This is a genomic window from Homoserinimonas sp. A447, from assembly GCF_054489325.1.
In genome coordinates this window covers 1561992-1578802 of the sequence record NZ_JBTMWW010000001.1, presented here as the reverse complement: position 1 = coordinate 1578802, position 16811 = coordinate 1561992, and the positions used below count along the sequence as shown (strand labels likewise).

18 protein-coding genes are annotated in these 16811 nt (G+C 66.0%); 12 read left to right on the top strand and 6 right to left on the bottom strand.

The features are described 5' to 3' along the window. The first annotated feature begins 59 nt into the window (after positions 1-59). Positions 60-2735: a translation initiation factor IF-2 gene (gene infB, locus ACX3O0_RS07700; RefSeq protein ID WP_459093582.1), complete on the top strand. Its 2676-nt coding sequence runs from the start codon at positions 60-62 to the stop codon at positions 2733-2735. Between the two features lie 229 nt (positions 2736-2964). Further along, a complete protein-coding gene (rbfA, locus tag ACX3O0_RS07695; protein ID WP_459107342.1) occupies positions 2965-3456 on the top strand; it encodes a 30S ribosome-binding factor RbfA in 492 nt (163 codons plus the stop codon). Between the two features lie 17 nt (positions 3457-3473). Here the strand turns inward: rbfA and ACX3O0_RS07690 are convergent, their stop codons facing one another. Together ACX3O0_RS07690 and ACX3O0_RS07685 are read right to left on the bottom strand one after the other, a co-directional pair. Next, entirely contained in the window at positions 3474-4061 is a 588-nt protein-coding gene (locus ACX3O0_RS07690; RefSeq protein ID WP_459107341.1) for a phosphoribosylanthranilate isomerase, read from the bottom strand. Positions 4062-4073: 12 nt separating this feature from the next. Beyond that, entirely contained in the window at positions 4074-4943 is an 870-nt protein-coding gene (locus ACX3O0_RS07685) for an HhH-GPD family protein (protein WP_459107340.1), read from the bottom strand. Between the two features lie 34 nt (positions 4944-4977). Here ACX3O0_RS07685 and ACX3O0_RS07680 point away from each other — a divergent pair, with 34 nt between their 5' ends. Continuing rightward, positions 4978-5565: a nucleoside/nucleotide kinase family protein gene (locus ACX3O0_RS07680; RefSeq protein ID WP_459107339.1), complete on the top strand. Its 588-nt coding sequence runs from the start codon at positions 4978-4980 to the stop codon at positions 5563-5565. A 38-nt stretch (positions 5566-5603) separates the two neighbouring features. Here ACX3O0_RS07680 and ACX3O0_RS07675 read toward each other — a convergent pair whose 3' ends face one another. Continuing rightward, positions 5604-6596 carry a ketopantoate reductase family protein gene (locus tag ACX3O0_RS07675; RefSeq protein ID WP_459107338.1) on the bottom strand — a complete coding sequence of 331 codons (993 nt, stop codon included), beginning with the start codon at positions 6594-6596 and terminating at the stop codon, positions 5604-5606. A 142-nt stretch (positions 6597-6738) separates the two neighbouring features. Between ACX3O0_RS07675 and ACX3O0_RS07670 the strand changes: the two genes are divergently transcribed. Genes ACX3O0_RS07670 through ACX3O0_RS07645 form a run of 6 tightly spaced genes read left to right on the top strand, consistent with a single transcriptional unit; the run spans position 6739 to position 11410 of the window. Then, complete coding sequence (locus ACX3O0_RS07670; RefSeq protein WP_459107337.1) at positions 6739-7311, top strand: dienelactone hydrolase family protein; 573 nt, start codon at positions 6739-6741, stop codon at positions 7309-7311. A 40-nt stretch (positions 7312-7351) separates the two neighbouring features. Then, positions 7352-8302, top strand: a complete 951-nt coding sequence (gene truB / locus ACX3O0_RS07665; RefSeq protein WP_459107336.1) for a tRNA pseudouridine(55) synthase TruB — start codon at positions 7352-7354, stop codon at positions 8300-8302. 43 nt (positions 8303-8345) lie between these two features. After that, positions 8346-8714: a hypothetical protein gene (locus tag ACX3O0_RS07660; RefSeq protein ID WP_459093590.1), complete on the top strand. Its 369-nt coding sequence runs from the start codon at positions 8346-8348 to the stop codon at positions 8712-8714. A 30-nt stretch (positions 8715-8744) separates the two neighbouring features. Beyond that, positions 8745-9188 carry a hypothetical protein gene (locus ACX3O0_RS07655; protein ID WP_459093591.1) on the top strand — a complete coding sequence of 148 codons (444 nt, stop codon included), beginning with the start codon at positions 8745-8747 and terminating at the stop codon, positions 9186-9188. Between the two features lie 8 nt (positions 9189-9196). Beyond that, positions 9197-10132 carry a bifunctional riboflavin kinase/FAD synthetase gene (locus ACX3O0_RS07650; RefSeq protein ID WP_459107335.1) on the top strand — a complete coding sequence of 312 codons (936 nt, stop codon included), beginning with the start codon at positions 9197-9199 and terminating at the stop codon, positions 10130-10132. A 27-nt stretch (positions 10133-10159) separates the two neighbouring features. Further along, positions 10160-11410, top strand: coding sequence for an MFS transporter (locus tag ACX3O0_RS07645; RefSeq protein ID WP_459107334.1), 1251 nt, complete (start codon positions 10160-10162; stop codon positions 11408-11410). A gap of 28 nt (positions 11411-11438) precedes the next feature. Here the strand turns inward: ACX3O0_RS07645 and ACX3O0_RS07640 are convergent, their stop codons facing one another. Together ACX3O0_RS07640 and ACX3O0_RS07635 are read right to left on the bottom strand one after the other, a co-directional pair. Next, positions 11439-12074: an NAD(P)-dependent oxidoreductase gene (locus ACX3O0_RS07640; protein WP_459107333.1), complete on the bottom strand. Its 636-nt coding sequence runs from the start codon at positions 12072-12074 to the stop codon at positions 11439-11441. Next, on the bottom strand, positions 12071-13015 hold the full coding sequence (locus ACX3O0_RS07635) for an EamA family transporter (RefSeq protein WP_459107332.1): 945 nt from the start codon (positions 13013-13015) through the stop codon (positions 12071-12073). The genes ACX3O0_RS07640 and ACX3O0_RS07635 overlap by 4 nt, the downstream gene beginning before the upstream one ends. A gap of 142 nt (positions 13016-13157) precedes the next feature. Between ACX3O0_RS07635 and ACX3O0_RS07630 the strand changes: the two genes are divergently transcribed. Next, entirely contained in the window at positions 13158-13601 is a 444-nt protein-coding gene (locus ACX3O0_RS07630) for a MarR family winged helix-turn-helix transcriptional regulator (protein ID WP_459107331.1), read from the top strand. A 45-nt stretch (positions 13602-13646) separates the two neighbouring features. Here ACX3O0_RS07630 and ACX3O0_RS07625 read toward each other — a convergent pair whose 3' ends face one another. Continuing rightward, complete coding sequence (locus ACX3O0_RS07625; RefSeq protein WP_459107330.1) at positions 13647-14570, bottom strand: ROK family protein; 924 nt, start codon at positions 14568-14570, stop codon at positions 13647-13649. Between the two features lie 110 nt (positions 14571-14680). On the opposite strand from ACX3O0_RS07625, the gene ACX3O0_RS07620 reads away from it, so the two are divergent. Then, on the top strand, positions 14681-15856 hold the full coding sequence (locus tag ACX3O0_RS07620; RefSeq protein ID WP_459107329.1) for an ABC transporter substrate-binding protein: 1176 nt from the start codon (positions 14681-14683) through the stop codon (positions 15854-15856). Between the two features lie 77 nt (positions 15857-15933). After that, complete coding sequence (locus ACX3O0_RS07615) at positions 15934-16809, top strand: branched-chain amino acid ABC transporter permease (protein ID WP_459107328.1); 876 nt, start codon at positions 15934-15936, stop codon at positions 16807-16809. Positions 16810-16811 lie beyond the last annotated feature (2 nt).

The window sequence follows — 16811 nt, the reverse complement described above, 5'->3', positions numbered from 1 at the left end:
AGACCCGTCCGTAATTAACGGCTTACTCCTGTCCGGAGTGGGCCCGAGACAGGAGAACAGTGGCAAAACCACGCGTGCACGAGATCGCAGCAGAACTCGGCATTGAATCAAAGCAGGCCCTTGAGAAACTCAAGGAAATGGGCGAGTTCGTCAAGGGACCGTCGTCCAGCATCGAGCCGCCAGTGGCTCGCAAGCTTCGCGCTGCGCTGGAAGCAGACGGCGTCAAGGCCCCCGTCAAGGAGGAGCCCAAGGCTGCCCCCAAGGCACCGGCGAAGCCGGCACCGGCCGCCCCGGTAGCCGCTGAAGCTCCGGCGCCTGCCCCGAAGGCTGAGGCACCCCAGGAGGCCGCGCCGCAAGCGCAGGAAGCCGAGAAGGCAGCGGATGCTCCTGGCGACGCCCCGACGCCCGGCACCACCCCATCATCCATTCCCCGCCCGGGCGCCGCGCGTCCTGGCAACAACCCGTACGCGAGCACGCAGGGCATGCAGCGCCCGGGCGCGCCCCGCCCGGGCAACAACCCGTATGCGAGCGCCCAGGGCATGAACACCCGTCCGACGCCGTCGCCGAGCGGGATCCCGCGTCCGGCGGCACCGCGTCCGGGCAGCCCGCGCCCAGGGGCTCCGCGCCCCGCAGGTGCAGGCCGTCCAGGCGCCGGTGGCTTCCGTCCGGGAGCCCCAGGCGGAGCACGCCCAGCCGGTGGCGGCTTCCGCCCAGGCGGAGCACCGGCCGGTGCACCAGGATCCAACTTCGGCCCGAACCGCCCAGCCGGTGGTGGCGGCCGTGGCCGTGGCCCCGGCGGTGGAACCGCTGGAGCGTTCGGCCGCGGAGGCGGCAAGAGCAAGGCCCGCAAGTCGAAGCGTACGAAGCGGGCAGAGTTCGAGCTGCGCGAGGCCCCATCGCTGGGAGGCGTGAGCGTTCCCCGCGGTGACGGCAAGCAGGTCATCCGCCTGCGTCGTGGCGCATCGATCACCGACTTCGCCGACAAGATCGACACCAGCCCAGGCAACCTGGTCACGGTGCTGTTCCACCTCGGCCAGATGGCGACGGCGACGGAGTCCCTCGACGAGGCCACCTTCGACATCCTCGGCGAAGAGCTCGGCTTCAAGATCCAGATGGTCTCTCCGGAGGACGAGGACCGCGAGCTGCTCGCCGGCTTCGACCTCGACCTCGACCAGGAACTCGAAGACGAAGACGACGAAGACCTGGCGGCACGCCCGCCGGTCGTCACCGTCATGGGTCACGTCGACCACGGTAAGACCAGGCTGCTCGACGCCATCCGCAACGCGGAGGTCGGTGCAGGCGAGGCCGGCGGCATCACCCAGCACATCGGTGCCTACCAGGTGATGGCGCAGCATGAAGGCGTCGACCGCAAGATCACCTTCATCGACACCCCGGGTCACGAGGCGTTCACCGCCATGCGCGCCCGTGGTGCGCAGGTGACCGACATCGCCATCCTGGTGGTCGCAGCCGACGACGGCATCATGCCGCAGACGGTTGAGGCCCTGAACCACGCCCAGGCGGCGAACGTGCCCATCGTGGTCGCGGTCAACAAGATCGACAAGCCAGACGCCAACCCGGCCAAGGTGCGCCAGCAGCTGACCGAATTCGGCCTCGTCGCCGAAGAATACGGTGGTGACACCATGTTCATCGACGTGTCAGCGCTGAACAAGATCGGAATCCCGGAACTGCTCGACGCGGTACTGCTGACAGCGGATGCCGGACTCGACCTGCGCGCAAACCCCAACAAGGATGCGCGCGGCGTGGCCATCGAGGCCAAGCTCGACAAGGGCCGTGGTGCGGTTGCGACCGTGCTCATCCAGTCGGGAACCCTCGAAGTCGGAGACCCGATCGTCGCCGGAACGGCCCACGGCCGCGTTCGTGCGATGTTCGATGAGAACGGCGAATCCGTCGAGAAGGCGACCCCGGCTCGTCCGGTGGCCGTGCTCGGCCTGACCTCGGTGCCCCGCGCTGGTGACACGTTCCTGGTCACCGACGACGACCGCACCGCCCGCCAGATCGCCGAAAAGCGTGAGGCAGCAGAGCGCAACGCCCTGCTCGCCCGCAGCCGCAAGCGCATCAGCCTCGAGGACTTCACCAAGGCCCTCGAAGACGGCAAGGTCGAATCGCTCAACCTCATCATCAAGGGTGACGTCTCCGGTGCCGTCGAGGCTCTCGAAGAGTCGCTGCTCAAGATCGATGTCGACGACTCGGTTCAGCTGCGCATCATCCACCGTGGTGTGGGTGCGGTCACCGAGAGCGACATCAACCTCGCCACGGTCGACAACGCCATCATCATCGGCTTCAACGTGCGCCCCGACCCGAAGGCCCGCGATCGCGCGGCCAGGGAAGGCGTGGATGTGCGGTTCTACTCGGTCATCTACAACGCGCTGGAAGACGTCGAGAACGCACTCAAGGGCATGCTCAAGCCCGAGTACGAAGAAGTGCAGTCCGGTGTCGCCGAGATCCGCGAGGTGTTCCGCTCCTCCAAGTTCGGCAACGTCGCAGGTGTCATCGTCCGCTCCGGAACCATCACCAGGAACGCCAAGGCGCGGGTCATCCGCGAAGGCGTCGTGGTGGGGGACAACCTGGCGATCGAGTCGCTTCGCCGCTTCAAGGACGACGTCACCGAGGTGCGTACGGACTTCGAGGCTGGTATCGGCCTCGGCAAGTTCAACGACATCCAGGTTGGGGACGAGATCGAGACGATCGAACTCAAGGAGAAGCCGCGCGTGTAACTCGTGATTGGCTCAGGATGCCGGCATCCGGCACGGAACTTTGCGGGGCCCCGACCCCGAGGTTCCTTAGCCGGATACCGGCATCCTGAGCCTTGAGTTCCCGTAAGGCAGCAGCCGGAGTTCGATCGCCGACTGCAAGGAACGGCGAAAAAGCGGGTCGAGCTTGTCGAGACCAATCGAGCTTGTCGAGACTGGAACGCACACTGAAGTAGAAGGGCAGGGCAGCACCATGGCTGATCCAGCACGCGCGGCCAAGATGGCCGACCGCATCAAGGTGATCGTCGCCAAGACGCTCGAGCGCGGGCTCAAGGACCCGCGGCTGGGGTTCGTCACCATCACCGACGTGAAGGTGACCGGCGACCTGCAGCACGCATCCGTCTTCTACACCGTCTACGGGAGCGACGAGGAGCGCAGCGACACCGCCGCCGCCCTCAAGTCGGCCACCGGCATGCTGCGGAGCGAGGTGGGTAAGAACATCACCTCCCGCCTCACGCCGTCACTCGAGTTCTTCGCGGACGCCATCCCCGAGAACGCCAAGCACATCGAATCGCTGCTCGCCGAGGCCCGCGAACGCGACAACGCGACCGAGAACCAGGCCGCCACCGCGCAGTACGCCGGCGACGCCGACCCGTACGTCAAGCCGCGCGTCATCGGAACCGACGAGGCCGATGACGTCGACGATGATGAGCTCGACGACGAAGAAGGCGCCTCCGGGCGCTAGCCTTCGCGGCCAGCAGGCTAGCCTTTTGCCCTGACAAGAAAGGCGCGGATGAGGGCGCTGTCCTTCTGGCCCGGTGCCGTCTCTACGCCGCTCGACACGTCGACGCCCCACGGTGAAGCCGCCGCGATCGCCGCGGAAACGTTGCCCGGAGTGAGCCCACCGGCCAGCAGCCAGCGGCCGGTCAAACCCCGCTCCACCATCACCGCGTAGTCCCACTCCTCGCCCGAGCCGGCACGGGGAGCATCCACCAGCAGCATGTCCGCACCGAGCTGATCGCCGGGCTCGGTGAACGACACGGCACGAATCACCGGAAGGCCCAGGCCTGACAGCCTGGTGACATCCTCAGGACTGTAGTTGCCGTGCAACTGGATGCAGGAGACGCCGGACTCGGCTGCGAGCCGCTCGACCTCATCGACTGCCTCTCCGCGGAAGACGCCCACGGTCATGGCGCGGGTTCCGACGCGATCCACCAGCACCCGGGCTGAAGCCGCTTCGATGAAACGGGGGCTTGCCGTCAGCACCAGGCCGATCGCATCCGCCCCCGCCTCGAGCGCAGCATCGACGTGTTCCGGCTGCCGCAGCCCGCAGATTTTCACGAAGACCATGGCTCCAGTCTTTCACTCCGGCAGGGCGTAACCGCCAGGGTCGGCGACGGCAAGGCCGTCGCGAAGCAAAGCGGCCAGCGCGCGTGCGAACTGCACGCCATCCGGCCACACACGTTCAAGCGAGGCCAGGTCGACCGGCACGTCGGATGCCCGCAGCTCAGCCATGATCAGGCCGCGAACCTGGCGGTCGGAGCCCTCGAACTTCTTCTGCACGGCGGCCGGCCGACCTTGATAGGCCGGATAGCCGGCCATTCGCCAGGCGCAGCGGTCCGCGATCGGGCAGGCGTCGCAGCGGGGCGAGCGCGCCGTGCACACCATTGCGCCCAGCTCCATGACGGCGGCGTTCGTGAGCCGGGCATCCGCCAGCGACTCCGGGAGCACCGACTCCATCGCAGCCAGGTCCCGCCTGGTCGACGGCGGACCGGCCTCCGCCTGACCGCCGACCGCCCGGGCGAGCACCCGCCGCACGTTGGTGTCGACCACCGGATGCCGGTGACCGTAGGCGAAGGCCGCCACGGCACGCGCGGTGTATTCACCAACGCCGGGAAGTGCGAGCAGGTCGGTGACGGATTCGGGCACGACGCCGCCATGCTGTTCGGTGATGGCCACGGCGCAGGCGTGCAGGTGCAGGGCCCGACGGGGATAGCCGAGCCGGTCCCAGGCGCGAAGCGCCTCGCTGACCGGAACGGCGGCGAGATCGGAGGGTGCCGGCCACCTGGCGAGCCACTCCTCGAGCCGCGGGATGACGCGGACGACCGGTGTCTGCTGCAGCATGAACTCGCTCACCAGGGTTCCCCAGGCGGTGAATCCGGGACGCCGCCACGGCAGGTCACGGCCGTGCGCCCCGAACCAGGCAATGACCGGTTCTGCGATGCTCACCACGTCACCCTAACGGCCGCAGGGATACTCTGGGTTCATGGCCAGATGGGCACCAGAGAAGAAAGACACCATGGAGGCGCTCGCCACCGAGATCCTCCACAACTACGGGCATGGCCGCGCGATCGTCGCGGTCGATGGCCGACGGGCAAGTGGGATGCACCGATTCGGTGACGACCTTGCGGTTGCCCTGCACGGTGATGATCGTGCAGTGTTCCACGCGTCGATCGAGGACTTCCAACGCCCACGGTCGGAGCGCCAGCGCGGGGTCTACACGGACGGCTACGACTATTCGCTGCTCAGGCGGGTGCTCATCGACCCGTTCCGCACTGCGGGCAGCACGGGATTCGCGTTGAAGGGGTTCGACGCCGACCGTGACGAGCCGGTGTTCCAGCCGAAGTGGAAGAGCGCAGGGCTCGACGCTGTGCTCATCGTCAGCGGTGTCTTCCTGAACCGGCCGGAACTGTCCGGCATCTGGAACTACTCGCTCTGGCTCGAAGACCCGTCAACGGAAGACGAGTCCGACGCCGTCTACCTCGCTGCGGAGACCCCCAGCGCGCGGGCGACGGCCATCTACGACAACAGCGACCCCGAGCATCCGCGCCGCATCTTCGCTGATTCCTGCTGAGGTCAGGCTCCTGCTGACATCAGGCTCCTGCTGAGACTTCAGAATCGGGTGAGTGTCTCCTCGGGGGTCAGGTGCCTGCCGGTGGCCTCTACTTCGTGCACCAACTCGGTCAGTCGAGCGTTCACCGGCGCATCTAGCCCCCGCTCGGCCGCCGCCTGCACCACCGCCCCGTTGAGGTAGTCGATCTCGCTCGACTGGCCCCGACGGATGCTCTGCAGCGTCGAACCGGGATTCGGTACGTCCCCCAGGTAGTCGCGCAATTGAAGGGTCAGGAACTCCGCTTCAGCCGCATCCGCCCTGACCAGTCGCAGCAGGGAATCGTGGCTGACCCGGTTGACCTCCTCGAAGTGCACGCCGCGCGCGAGGGCGATGCCCACCGCCTCACGCATGCTCTCGGTCATCAGGCGGCGGAGGCCCGCATGATTTATCACGTCCTGCACGCTGAGCCCGGTGACGGCTGGCAGCGCGTTCACCTGGTTGATGATCAGCTTCGTCCAGCGGGCTCCCTCGAAGTTCGTTACCACCTCGCAGGGAATGGCCTGGTTCAGGATGTCGGCGGCGAACCTGGCAGGCTCGTCGCCGACCCCGGTATCCACCATTCCCAGCCAGGTCGATGCGGCAGTCGTCACCTCGATCTCGCCGGGGGCGGTCAATGATGCGGCGATCAGGCTCAAGGCGCCGATGATCGGGGACTCCGTCAACGTCGTGGCGACGGACTCGAGGCCGCCAAGGCCGTTCTGCACCACCACGACCGGGACGCCGGCAAGCATCGCGTGGTTGGCAGTTGCCGCTGCGGGGGCGTCCATCGCCTTGGTCGACAGCACCGCAAGGCCTGGTCTGGTCCGCAGCGTCTCGCCGGCGGCCGGCTTCGCGGTGTGCTCGCCCCAGGCTCCGCTGAGCCGGAGCCCGCGGGTGCTGATGGCATGCAGGTGCTTACCCCTGGCCGTGATCTCCACGCTGTGGCCCGACCGATCGAGGAGGGCGGCGATCGTTCCGCCGATAGCGCCGGCACCGATCACAGCTACGTCCATACCGGCAAGCCTAGATGTGGCTGGCTGGGGTGCCGGGCTGCGGTGGTCAGCTTCAGCATCGCGTCAGCTCTGGCCGTCAGCGCGTGCGGCGCTCACACTAACATGATCAGACGTTTGAGAGTTATGGATTGATGGAGGAATGATGGCTGAAGTTCTGCTGTTCCACCACGCCCACGGGCTGACGAGCGGCGTCCAGGTGTTCGCCGAGGAGTTGCGTGCCGCTGGTCACACGGTGCACGTTCCAGACCTGTACGGCGGGCACACCTTCGACACCCTGGATGAGGGGCTCGGTTTCGCGCGCGACACCGGTTTCGGCGTGGTCACCCAGCGTGGCCTGGCCGCAGCCGAAGAGCTGCCGCAGCACATTGTCTACGCCGGATTCTCGCTCGGCGTCATGCCCGCCCAGCAGTTGGCCCAGACGCGGGCCGGTGCCGCTGGTGCCCTGTTCTTCAGCGCTTGTCTCCCGGTGTCCGAATTCAGCGAAACCTGGCCGCCCGGCGTTCGGGTGCAGGTGCACGGTAAGGATGCAGATCCGTTCTTTGCCACCGAAGGAGACCTGGAAGCCGCGCGTGAACTGGTTCGAGGGGTGACCGAAGCCGAGCTGTTCCTGTATCCGGGAGAGCAACACCTGTTCCTGGATTCTTCGCTGCCGTCCTACGATCCGGATGCCACAGCCCTGGTCCTCGAGCGAGTTCTCGCCTTTCTCGCCGCGTAGCGGGCGAGCCGGGCGTGCCGCGGTGGGGTACCGTCTTAGCGTGACTGGCTTCGATGGTTCCCGCAGCGGCATTCTGCTGGTCGACAAGCCGCAGGGCGTGACCAGCCACGACGTGGTCGCCCGTACCAGGCGTGCCATCGGCACCCGCAAGGTCGGGCATGCCGGAACGCTCGACCCGATGGCTACCGGCCTCCTGGTGCTCGGCGTGAACAGTTCGACCAGGTTGCTCACCTACCTGGTCGGCCTTGACAAGGAGTACCTGGCCACCATCCGCCTGGGGGCAGCGACCGACACGGATGATGCCGAAGGCGAGTTCACCGAGATCGCTGATCCTGAAGCGGTGGACGCCCTCATCCCGCTGGATCTGGAACTTGCCATCAGCGCGCTGACCGGGGTGATCCAGCAGATCCCGAGCAGCGTGAGTGCCATCAAGGTCGACGGCAAGCGAGCCTATGCCCGCGCCAGGGATGGCGAAGTCGTCGAACTCGCGCCCCGCACCGTCACGGTCTCCGCCTTCGAGATCATCGGGAACGAGCTCGTCGCAGAGCACACGGCATCCGGCCCGCGGCAGTACTGGGATGTCTCGGTGCGCGTTGAGTGCTCCTCCGGAACCTACATCCGGGCACTGGCCCGTGACCTCGGTCGTGCGCTCGGTGTCGGCGGGCACCTCACCGCGCTCAGGCGCACGCGGGTGGGCCCTTTCGGTCTCGAGCAGGCAACCAGTGTCGAAGACCTGCCGGTCGCCGAACTGCTGTCGCCGGCCTCCGTTGCAACCACCCTGTTCCCCAGCCATGCGCTGGACGCGCAGCAGGCGATAGACCTGGAGCATGGGAAAAGGATCGATACTCCGGCTCTGGCCGCGAAGGCGACAGCTGGCTATTCGGGGCCTGTCGCTGCGATAGCTCCTGACGGTCGTCTGGTTGGATTGATCGAGCCGATCGGCCACCAGGCCAGAGTGCTCGTGAACTTCCCGGTCGATCGCGGGCATTAGGCCCTCGGCGCACAACAGAAGCAGTGGAAAGAGCAGAGCCCGGATGATCGAGTGGTTCACATATGCCCAGGTGGGAATAGCCGTCGTGGCTGGACTGATCTGTGCTGTGCTCGGGCTGCTGGGACGTGCACCGCAGGATCTGACGATGGGTGCAGCACTGCTTGTCGAGGTGCTGCTGGTGGTGCAACTGGTCGTCTCGCTGGCGGCGCCGGCGTTTGGCAACAATCCGACCGGCAGCGTGCTCGAGTTCTACCTGTACCTGGTGTCGGCCATCCTGTTGCTCCCATTGGCTGGGGTCTGGGCGTTGATGGAGCGCAACCGGTGGAGCACGGTGATCCTCGGTGTCGCCTGCCTCGCCGTCGCCATCATGGTGTACCGGATGAACGAGATCTGGCTTTTCGCGTTGGCTTAGCGCCTCGCCGTAACCCATAGTCTTAAGCGGATGGCTACAAACACTTCTTCACGCGCGGTCGGCATCGGCCGCCTGCTGATCGCCGTGTACGGCATTCTGGCCCTCGGGGCGACAGCGCGCTCCTTCGTGCAGATCGTAGAGCGCTTCGAGGAGGCACCGGTCGCCTATTCGCTGTCGGCCCTCTCCGCGGTGGTCTACATCGTCGCCACCGTTGCCCTGATCGCGCCGGGTCGCGCCTGGTACCTGGTCGCCTGGATCACCATCTGCTTCGAGCTGGCCGGAGTCCTGGTGGTCGGTACTCTCAGCATCACCCACCCCGAGTTGTTCGCCCACGCATCCGTCTGGTCCTTCTTCGGTCGCGGGTACCTCTTTGTCCCCCTGGTCATTCCCGTTCTCGGCCTGATCTGGCTGTACTCCCGCAGGCCATCGGCGACGCACCCCGTCACCACCGGCCGGTCCGCGGCTCAGCGGTGAGCCCGGCCATGCAGGTGTTCACGTCAGTGGCCGAGGTCCCGGCCGGTTTCGGGCCGAGCGCCGTCACCATCGGGAAGTTCGACGGCGTCCACACCGGCCACCGGGCCGTCATCGACGAATTGCGGATGCTCGCGCGCGAGCAGAGCCTGACAGCCACCGCGATCACCTTCGACCGGCATCCGCTCGCCGTGCTCGATCCGGAGCGTTGCCCGGAAAGCCTCCTCAGCCCGCAGCAGAAGCTGGAGAAGCTGGAGGAAGCCGGGGTGGAAGCAACCCTGGTGATCCCGTTCGACCGGGCGTTCAGCCAGAGCTCGCCGGAAGACTTCGTCTCGAAGGTACTGGTCGAGGCGCTGAACACGCGACTCGTGCTGGTGGGGAGCGACTTCCGATACGGCGTGCGAGGCAGCGGAAACCTGGAGACGCTGATGGAATCCGGGGCCGACAACGGTTTCGAGGTGCGTTTGGTTGACGACGTGGTGACCGTGCCGGGTCGCCGGGCATCCTCGAGCTGGGTGCGTGAAGCGCTCGCCGCAGGCAAGGTTCGCGAGGCTGGTGAGATTCTGGGTTACGCACCCACCATTCGATCCGTCGTTGTTCCGGGAGAGAAGAGAGGGAGGGAGCTCGGGTTCCCCACCGCGAACCTCAAGCCGGGGCCGGAGGGCATGATCCCCGCCGACGGTGTCTACGCAGGCTGGTTGACGGTCGACTCGCAGACTTACGCCGCCGCGATCTCTGTCGGCAACAATCCGACCTTCGAGGGTGTCCCTGCCCGGCAGGTGGAGGCCTACGTTCTCGATGAGGATTTCGACCTCTACGGCAAGACTGTGGAGGTGGCGTTCGCCGATCACCTGCGCGGCATGGTGAAGTTCGACTCCGTCGAAGGCTTGATCGAACAGCTTGGCAATGACGTGCGGCAAACCAGGGCGGCGCTCGGCATCAACTGAACGTCGTCACGCAGCTAGGCTGGGACAATGCCTGAAACGCCCACACTCCCACTGTGGGCGGGTCGGGCGATGGCCTTCATCGGCGTGCTGCTGCTGGCCATCAACCTCCGCACTGCTGCGGTCGCGTTCTCGCCGATCATCGGGCACATCCAGGCGGATATCCCGCTGGACGGCGTCCGCATCGGCCTGATCGCAGCGGTGCCCGCGGTGGCTTTCTCCCTGTCCGCATTCTTCGGTGCGGCGGCGGCGAAGAAGATCGGACTGGAGCAGCTGGTTGCCCTGTCCATCGTCGCGATGGTCATCGGCCACCTGATCCGGGCCTTCTCGGGCTCCTACCCGGTGTTCTTCATCGGAACCATCGTCTCTCTCGGCGCGGCCGGTATCGGCAACGTGTTGCTTCCTCCGCTGGTCAAGCGCTACTTCCCCGACCGGATCGGACTCCTCACCGGCCTGTACGCCCTGCTGCTGGCGATCAGCGCCGCACTCCCGGCAGCCCTGGCAGTGCCGGTGGCGGATGCCGTCGGCTGGCAGGTATCCATCGGCATGTGGTCGGTGCTGGCCCTGCTGAGCTTCCTTCCCTGGGTTGTGGTCCTGGCGCAGCATCGCCGGATTGCGGCGAATGCAGATGTCGCACCGGAATTGGCGGCAGTCGACACGTCGGTCCTCGGCCGTATCTGGCATTCCAGGATGGCCTGGATGCTGGCTGTTGTCTTCGCGATCTCCTCCGTCCACTTCTATACGGCTGCGGCCTGGTTCCCCGAACTTCTGGTGGATACCGCCGGAGTCAACGCGTTCGAAGCGGGTGGCATCCTGGCGATCTTCACCCTGGTGGGCGTTCCGACGGCGCTGATCGTGCCGATTCTCGCCGCGAGGATGAGGAACGTCAGCTGGATGGTGCTCTTCGGGCTGCTGTTCTTCATCCTGGGATACCTGGGGCTGTTGCTGGCCCCGGCGGCCGCACCGATCCTGTGGGCAGTGTTCGTCGGCACCGGAAACCTGATCTTCCCGGTCTCGCTGGTCCTGATCAATCTCCGCTCCCGCACTCATCAGGGCTCGGTGGCGCTCAGTGGGTTCGTTCAGGGTTTCGGCTATGCAATTGCCGCAGCCATCCCGCTGCTGGTCGGTGTACTTCACGACCTCAGCGGAGGATGGACGCTGCCCATGCTGATGGTGCTGGTCGTCACCGCTGCCTGCATCGGCCCGGCGATCGCGCTGCGGCGGCCGAAGTTCATCGAGGACGAGTTGGCCAGGATCGCGCAGAAGCCGGTCCGGCCCTGATCCATGCCGGCCCCGGAACGCATCAGGCCTAGTACGCCACGGTGAAATGCCGCTGAGCCCGTCGGGGACCCTCGAGTTCGTCCACGGTCGCGACGGCCAGGTCTTCGGCGGATATCCGCGAGGCGCCGTCCGCGCCGACGAGGAGTCGGTTTCCTCCGCTTCGGTAGGTTCCTGTGCGCGTGCCAGGTGCGAAGTGTGCGGGAGGGCTCAGATAGGTCCAGTTCGCCTGATGTCCCACACAGGCGGCAAACTGGTCGACGCTGGCCTGCGCAATGCTGCGCCACTGGCTGGGGACGAAGCGCTGATCGTCTATCACCAGTCGATCTGGGCGGTCGGGGCTCCTAAGCGGGCCAGCACCGCCAATCACGATGACCCGACGCCCGAAGTGCAGGGCTGCGTCGAGAACAGTGGTCACGGGAAGCCTGACATCGTCGTCTGCCTCGGGCGCCGGCCGGGTGGCCAGCACGATGGCGTCGTGCCCGGCCGCGATGCGGCGCATGGCGTCCGAGTTGGTCGCATCGGCAGGAAATGAGGTCAGACTCGGCGGAGTTCGTGCGTCGTTGACTGAACGAGCAATTCCTGTGACGCTGTGTCCTCGACGGGCTGCTTCGGCAGCAATGCGAGAGCCAGCCATTCCGGTTGCCCCGATAACAGCGATCCTCATGATGCGCTCCGTGTCATTGTGGCGGCCATCGCCGGCCCAGTCGCGTCAGAATCGATGGCCATGCTGAGATCGGTGGTCTTTCCCTGTTTCAGACTCGGGGTGATCTGGCCGGCGGCAATCGCGGTCAATGCCAGCGCGAAGCCGAGCAATTGCACGGCGCCGAGGTTCTGGCCGAGCAGGAGCGCGCCCAACGCTGCAGCTACCAGCGGTGACAGCAGCCCGAGCACGGCGACCGATGCAACCGGGAGGCGGCCGATGCCGCTGAACCAGAGGGTGTAGGCGACGAGCCCGCCGATGAGCCCGAGCCAGGCATAGCCGGCCAGGGCTGTGGCGTCGATGTTCGTGGGAGTGCCCTCGACGATCAGCGTGATGGGCAGAAGGAACAGGCCGCCGGCGGTGAGCTGCCATCCGGCGAAACCCATCGCCGGGATCCCGGCGGGTCGACCCCATCTCTTGGTAAGCGTGACACCAAACGCCATCGATACTGCGCTCAGCAGTCCGGCGCTGATGCCAACCGAATCGAGCGTCGCGGTCGAACGCAGCACCACCAGGGCGACACCGATGACCCCAACGCCACCCCAGACCAACCGCCATGCGGATAACCGCTCGTGCAGGATGACGACGACGAGGATGGCGACGACAAGTGGTTGCGCCGCTCCCAGGGTCGCGGCAACACCACCGGGCAGGTGGTACGCGGCGACGAAGAGCAGCGGGAAGAATGCTCCGATGTTCAGTACGCCGAGCACGGCGGCCTTCCACCACCACGCGCCTGTAGGCAGCACGCGGGTCAGTGCGATTGCGATCAGTCCCGCGGGCAGCGCTCGCACCAGCGACGCGAACAGTGGATGCCCTGGTGGTAGCAATTCCGTCGTCACGATGTACGTCGTTCCCCACACTGCTGGCACGATCGCCGTCAGCAATATTGTTCGCAGCCTGCTCATTGCAACTCCTTAGCATCAAACTATTCAACGTTAAAGAATGTAGGTGATATGCTGGCGAGCGTCAAACAGTTCAAGGTTGAGAGGTTCCATGGAGGACAGTGTTGACCGCATCATCGGTCAGTGGGCGAAGGCGCGGCCAGACGTGGACGTCAGCCCGATGGGTGTGCTCGGCCGGCTCTCCCGTCTCACGCTTCTCTTCGAACGCGAGCTACAAACGGTGTTCTCTCAACACGGTCTGCAACCAGGAGAGTTCGACATCCTCGCGACGCTGCGACGCGCTGACATCGAAGGGCACGGTCTTACCGCGGGTGAGCTCACGATCAGCTCCATGGTGACCTCGGGCGCGATCACGAACAGGCTTGACCGGCTCGTCGCCAAGGGGTTCGTCACCCGAGAGACGGACCCGCACAGCCGTCGCGCCATTCGCGTTGCGCTCACACCGAGCGGGAAAGAAATTATCGATGCCGCCCTGCAAGACCATGTCGCCAATGAAGAGCGCCTGCTCGGCGCTTTGACAGGTGCGCAGCGTGAGCAGCTGGAAGAGCTTCTGCGTGCACTCCTCCACAACCAGGAGAGCCACGCCTAGCGCGACGACCGACGACTCGCTTCGCTCCCGAGTCTCATGATCGGCTCAGGCGATGATGCCGGCGCGGTGCACGAGCGCGGCCGCGCCGATCAGCGGGCCATCTGCGGAGAGGCCGGATGGCACGACAAGCACTTTGGTGACGAACGCGAACCGACGCCGGGCGATGCCGGCGCGAATGTAGTCGAACAGGTCCGGCGTCACCTGTGAGAACCCGCCGCCGATCGCAACGAGTTCGAGGTCCACCAGGGAGGTTGCGGATGCGATCGCCTGGCCGATGGCCATTCCGGAGCGCTCGACCGCTCGCCTGGCGATCGGGTCGCCGGAGTGGTAGCCGGCCGAGAGCTCTTCGCCAGTGGTGCCCGTCCAGCCCTGCGCCCCCGCCCAGGCGACGGTCCGGGGGCCGGATGCGATCGCCTCCAGGCAGCCTGTACCACCGCAGGCGCACGGGTCGTCGAAGCCGGCGACCTCCACATGACCGATGTGGCCGGCGTTCCCGGTAGGGCCGGAGACCGTGTTGCCGTGCAGGATCAGCCCGCCGCCAATGCCGGTCGACACCACCATTCCCATGACGTTGTTGTAGCCGCGCGCCACACCTACCCAATGCTCCGCCAGCGTGATGCACAGGCCGTCCATGCGCAGCTTTGCGGGAACATCCGGCACCAGGGAAGTCACGAGCTGACGCAGCGGGTAGTTTCGCCAGGCTGGAAGGTTCAGCGGGGAGACCAGGCCGGCGTCCTCGACGACCGGTCCCGCGGCTCCGATGCCCACGCCGGCCAGCGACGCGCCTATCGGCAGCGATGCCAGGGCTCGCGTGACCGCGCCGGTGACGGCAGTCACCAATTCCTCAGACGTCGCGGCCCGGCCGGTTGTTTCGCGAAAGCGGCTTGCCGGCAGCAGTTTTCCGTCGCTGTCGACCAGTGCCGCTTCGACTTTCGTGCCGCCCAGATCGACGGCGAGGGCAACGGACATGAGGCAAGCGTAGTTGCGTCCGACGGCAAATACCTCACGGCGTGGGCGCGCGGGCGGGGCTGGCCGGAGTACATTCGAATGATCACGCACCAGCCCAGGGAGAGAATCACATGAACAGAAAACTGCTTGTTGCCACCGCGTGCGGATCGGCATTGCTCCTCACGCTCGCGGCCTGCGCCTCACCTGGCGGCGGCGATTCCCCGGACGGCGAAGGGCTGACCGGTACGGGCTCCGGTGCGGATTGCACGATTTCCGCCGAGATCCCCGTCGCGGCCGCCTTCAGCCTCACCGGCCCGGCAGCACAATACGGTGCCAGCCAGAAGAACGCGCTGGAACTCGCGGTCGAGAACCTGAACGAAGTCGGCGGCGTCACCTACGCGCTCACCGTCGAGGACGACGAGACCGACCCCAAGCAGGCCATCCAGGTGTTCGAAGGCTTCATCAACGACGGTGCGAGCATCATCATCGGACCGACGCTGTCCAACACGGCGAAGCAGACCGACCCCGTCGCGCAGGATGCCCAGACTCCGGTACTCGGTGTCTCCAACACGGCAGCGGGGATCACCGAGATCGGTGATTACATCTTCCGCGACTCGCTCACCGAGGACGCCGTCATCCCGCAGACGGTGAAGGCCGCCGTGTCGAGTCTCGGCATTGAGAAGGTGGTTGTCATGTACAGCAATGACGATGCCTTCACCGAATCCGGCTACCAGGCGTTCGCCGCGGCGCTCGATGAGGAAGGCGTCGAGGTCGCCGAGACGATCACGTTCTCCAAGGCGGACACCGACTTCCGCGCACTCCTGGACAAGGTCAAGAGCTCGGACGCTGACGCGATCGTCGTTTCGGCGCTGATCGATGCAGCCGTTCCGCTGGTGACCCAGGCTCGCGACATCGGTATCGACGTCCCGATCATCGGAGGCAACGGGTTCAACTCACCTGCGTTGATCTCCGGCGCAGGTGACGCCGCCGAAGGCGTCATCGTCGGTGCCGCCTGGAACTCGGCTTCGGACAACGACCAGAACGTCGCGTTCATCGAGGACTACACCGCAGCCTATGACGCTGCTCCCGATCAGTTCTCGGCTCAGGCGTATGCAGGAATGCAGATCATCGATTACGCGGTTCGAGCCGGATGCTCTGGCGAGCGCGAGGACATCAAGGAGAACTTCGGCGATGTGACCGACGTACCCACCGTCCTGGGAGATGTGAGCCTGAACGAGAACCGCGACGCGGTCCACGAGGCTCTCGTCCAGGTCGTCGAAGACGGGAAGTTCGCCATTCTGAAGTAATAACGGCCGCAGCAGACTGCCAACCGATCTCGTGCGCCGCCGAAAGGCGGCGCACGACCCCGAGTCAAGGACTTACTGTGCAAATCTTCATGGACGGGATCTTCCTCGGTTCGATCTACGCGCTGTTCGCGATCGGGTTCACGCTGGTGTTCGGCATCCTGGACCGGCTGAACCTCGCGCACGCCGCCGTGTTCTCGGCTGGAGCCCTGGTCGGCATCGAGGTGGTCAGCCGATTCGGCATCTCCATCTGGCTGGCAATCCCGCTGGTGCTCATTCTCGGGGCGGTGCTCGGCATCCTGATCGAGCGCATTGCCTTCCGACCGCTCGGCGGTCGACACGACGCCCACTTCGCGGGCCTGATCTCGTCGATCGCATTCGGCGCGATCATCCTCTCGGTGCTGCTGGCGTTCTACGGACCGGACACCAGGCGGTTCCCACCGGATGCGTTCCCCACCACGCGCATCGAATTCCTGGGAGCCACGATTTCGCTGCTCCAGCTGATCATCCTGGTCATCAGCATCGGGCTGATGGTGGTGCTGACCTGGCTGGTCGCCCGCACGAAACTGGGACGCGGAATGCGCACCATCGCCGAGAACCCGCATGCCGCAGCGGTTCTCGGCCTGAACGTCGGGCGGATCAGCAGCACCACCTTCGCGATTTCCTCGGCGCTCGGGTCGGTGGCCGGCGTGCTGTTCGCCCTCAATGTGAACGCCGCCAGCCTGGGTGTCGGCCATGCCGTCGAGCTGAAGGCGCTGGCCGTCATCATCGTCGGGGGTATGGGGTCACTCCCCGGAGCGCTGGTCGGCGGGCTGCTCCTCGGCCTGGCCGAGGTGTACGCGGTCAACACCGTGGGCAGCTCGTGGCGGGACATGGTGGCGTTCGGCCTGCTCTTCCTCATCCTCATCCTTCGCCCGCAAGGCCTGTTCGGCGCGAAAAAGGCGAGGGAGGTCTGAGC

What these genes read in the sequence shown, in the direction of transcription:
- rbfA (WP_459107342.1), top strand. Translation starts at nt 2,965, where the DNA reads ATGGCTGATCCAGCACGCGCGGCCAAGATGGCCGACCGCATCAAGGTG.
- ACX3O0_RS07690 (WP_459107341.1), bottom strand. Translation starts at nt 4,061, where the DNA reads ATGGTCTTCGTGAAAATCTGCGGGCTGCGGCAGCCGGAACACGTCGAT.
- ACX3O0_RS07680 (WP_459107339.1), top strand. Translation starts at nt 4,978, where the DNA reads ATGGCCAGATGGGCACCAGAGAAGAAAGACACCATGGAGGCGCTCGCC.
- ACX3O0_RS07675 (WP_459107338.1), bottom strand. Translation starts at nt 6,596, where the DNA reads ATGGACGTAGCTGTGATCGGTGCCGGCGCTATCGGCGGAACGATCGCC.
- ACX3O0_RS07670 (WP_459107337.1), top strand. Translation starts at nt 6,739, where the DNA reads ATGGCTGAAGTTCTGCTGTTCCACCACGCCCACGGGCTGACGAGCGGC.
- ACX3O0_RS07660 (WP_459093590.1), top strand. Translation starts at nt 8,346, where the DNA reads ATGATCGAGTGGTTCACATATGCCCAGGTGGGAATAGCCGTCGTGGCT.
- ACX3O0_RS07655 (WP_459093591.1), top strand. Translation starts at nt 8,745, where the DNA reads ATGGCTACAAACACTTCTTCACGCGCGGTCGGCATCGGCCGCCTGCTG.
- ACX3O0_RS07650 (WP_459107335.1), top strand. Translation starts at nt 9,197, where the DNA reads ATGCAGGTGTTCACGTCAGTGGCCGAGGTCCCGGCCGGTTTCGGGCCG.
- ACX3O0_RS07645 (WP_459107334.1), top strand. Translation starts at nt 10,160, where the DNA reads ATGCCTGAAACGCCCACACTCCCACTGTGGGCGGGTCGGGCGATGGCC.
- ACX3O0_RS07640 (WP_459107333.1), bottom strand. Translation starts at nt 12,074, where the DNA reads ATGAGGATCGCTGTTATCGGGGCAACCGGAATGGCTGGCTCTCGCATT.
- ACX3O0_RS07635 (WP_459107332.1), bottom strand. Translation starts at nt 13,015, where the DNA reads ATGAGCAGGCTGCGAACAATATTGCTGACGGCGATCGTGCCAGCAGTG.
- ACX3O0_RS07625 (WP_459107330.1), bottom strand. Translation starts at nt 14,570, where the DNA reads ATGTCCGTTGCCCTCGCCGTCGATCTGGGCGGCACGAAAGTCGAAGCG.
- ACX3O0_RS07620 (WP_459107329.1), top strand. Translation starts at nt 14,681, where the DNA reads ATGAACAGAAAACTGCTTGTTGCCACCGCGTGCGGATCGGCATTGCTC.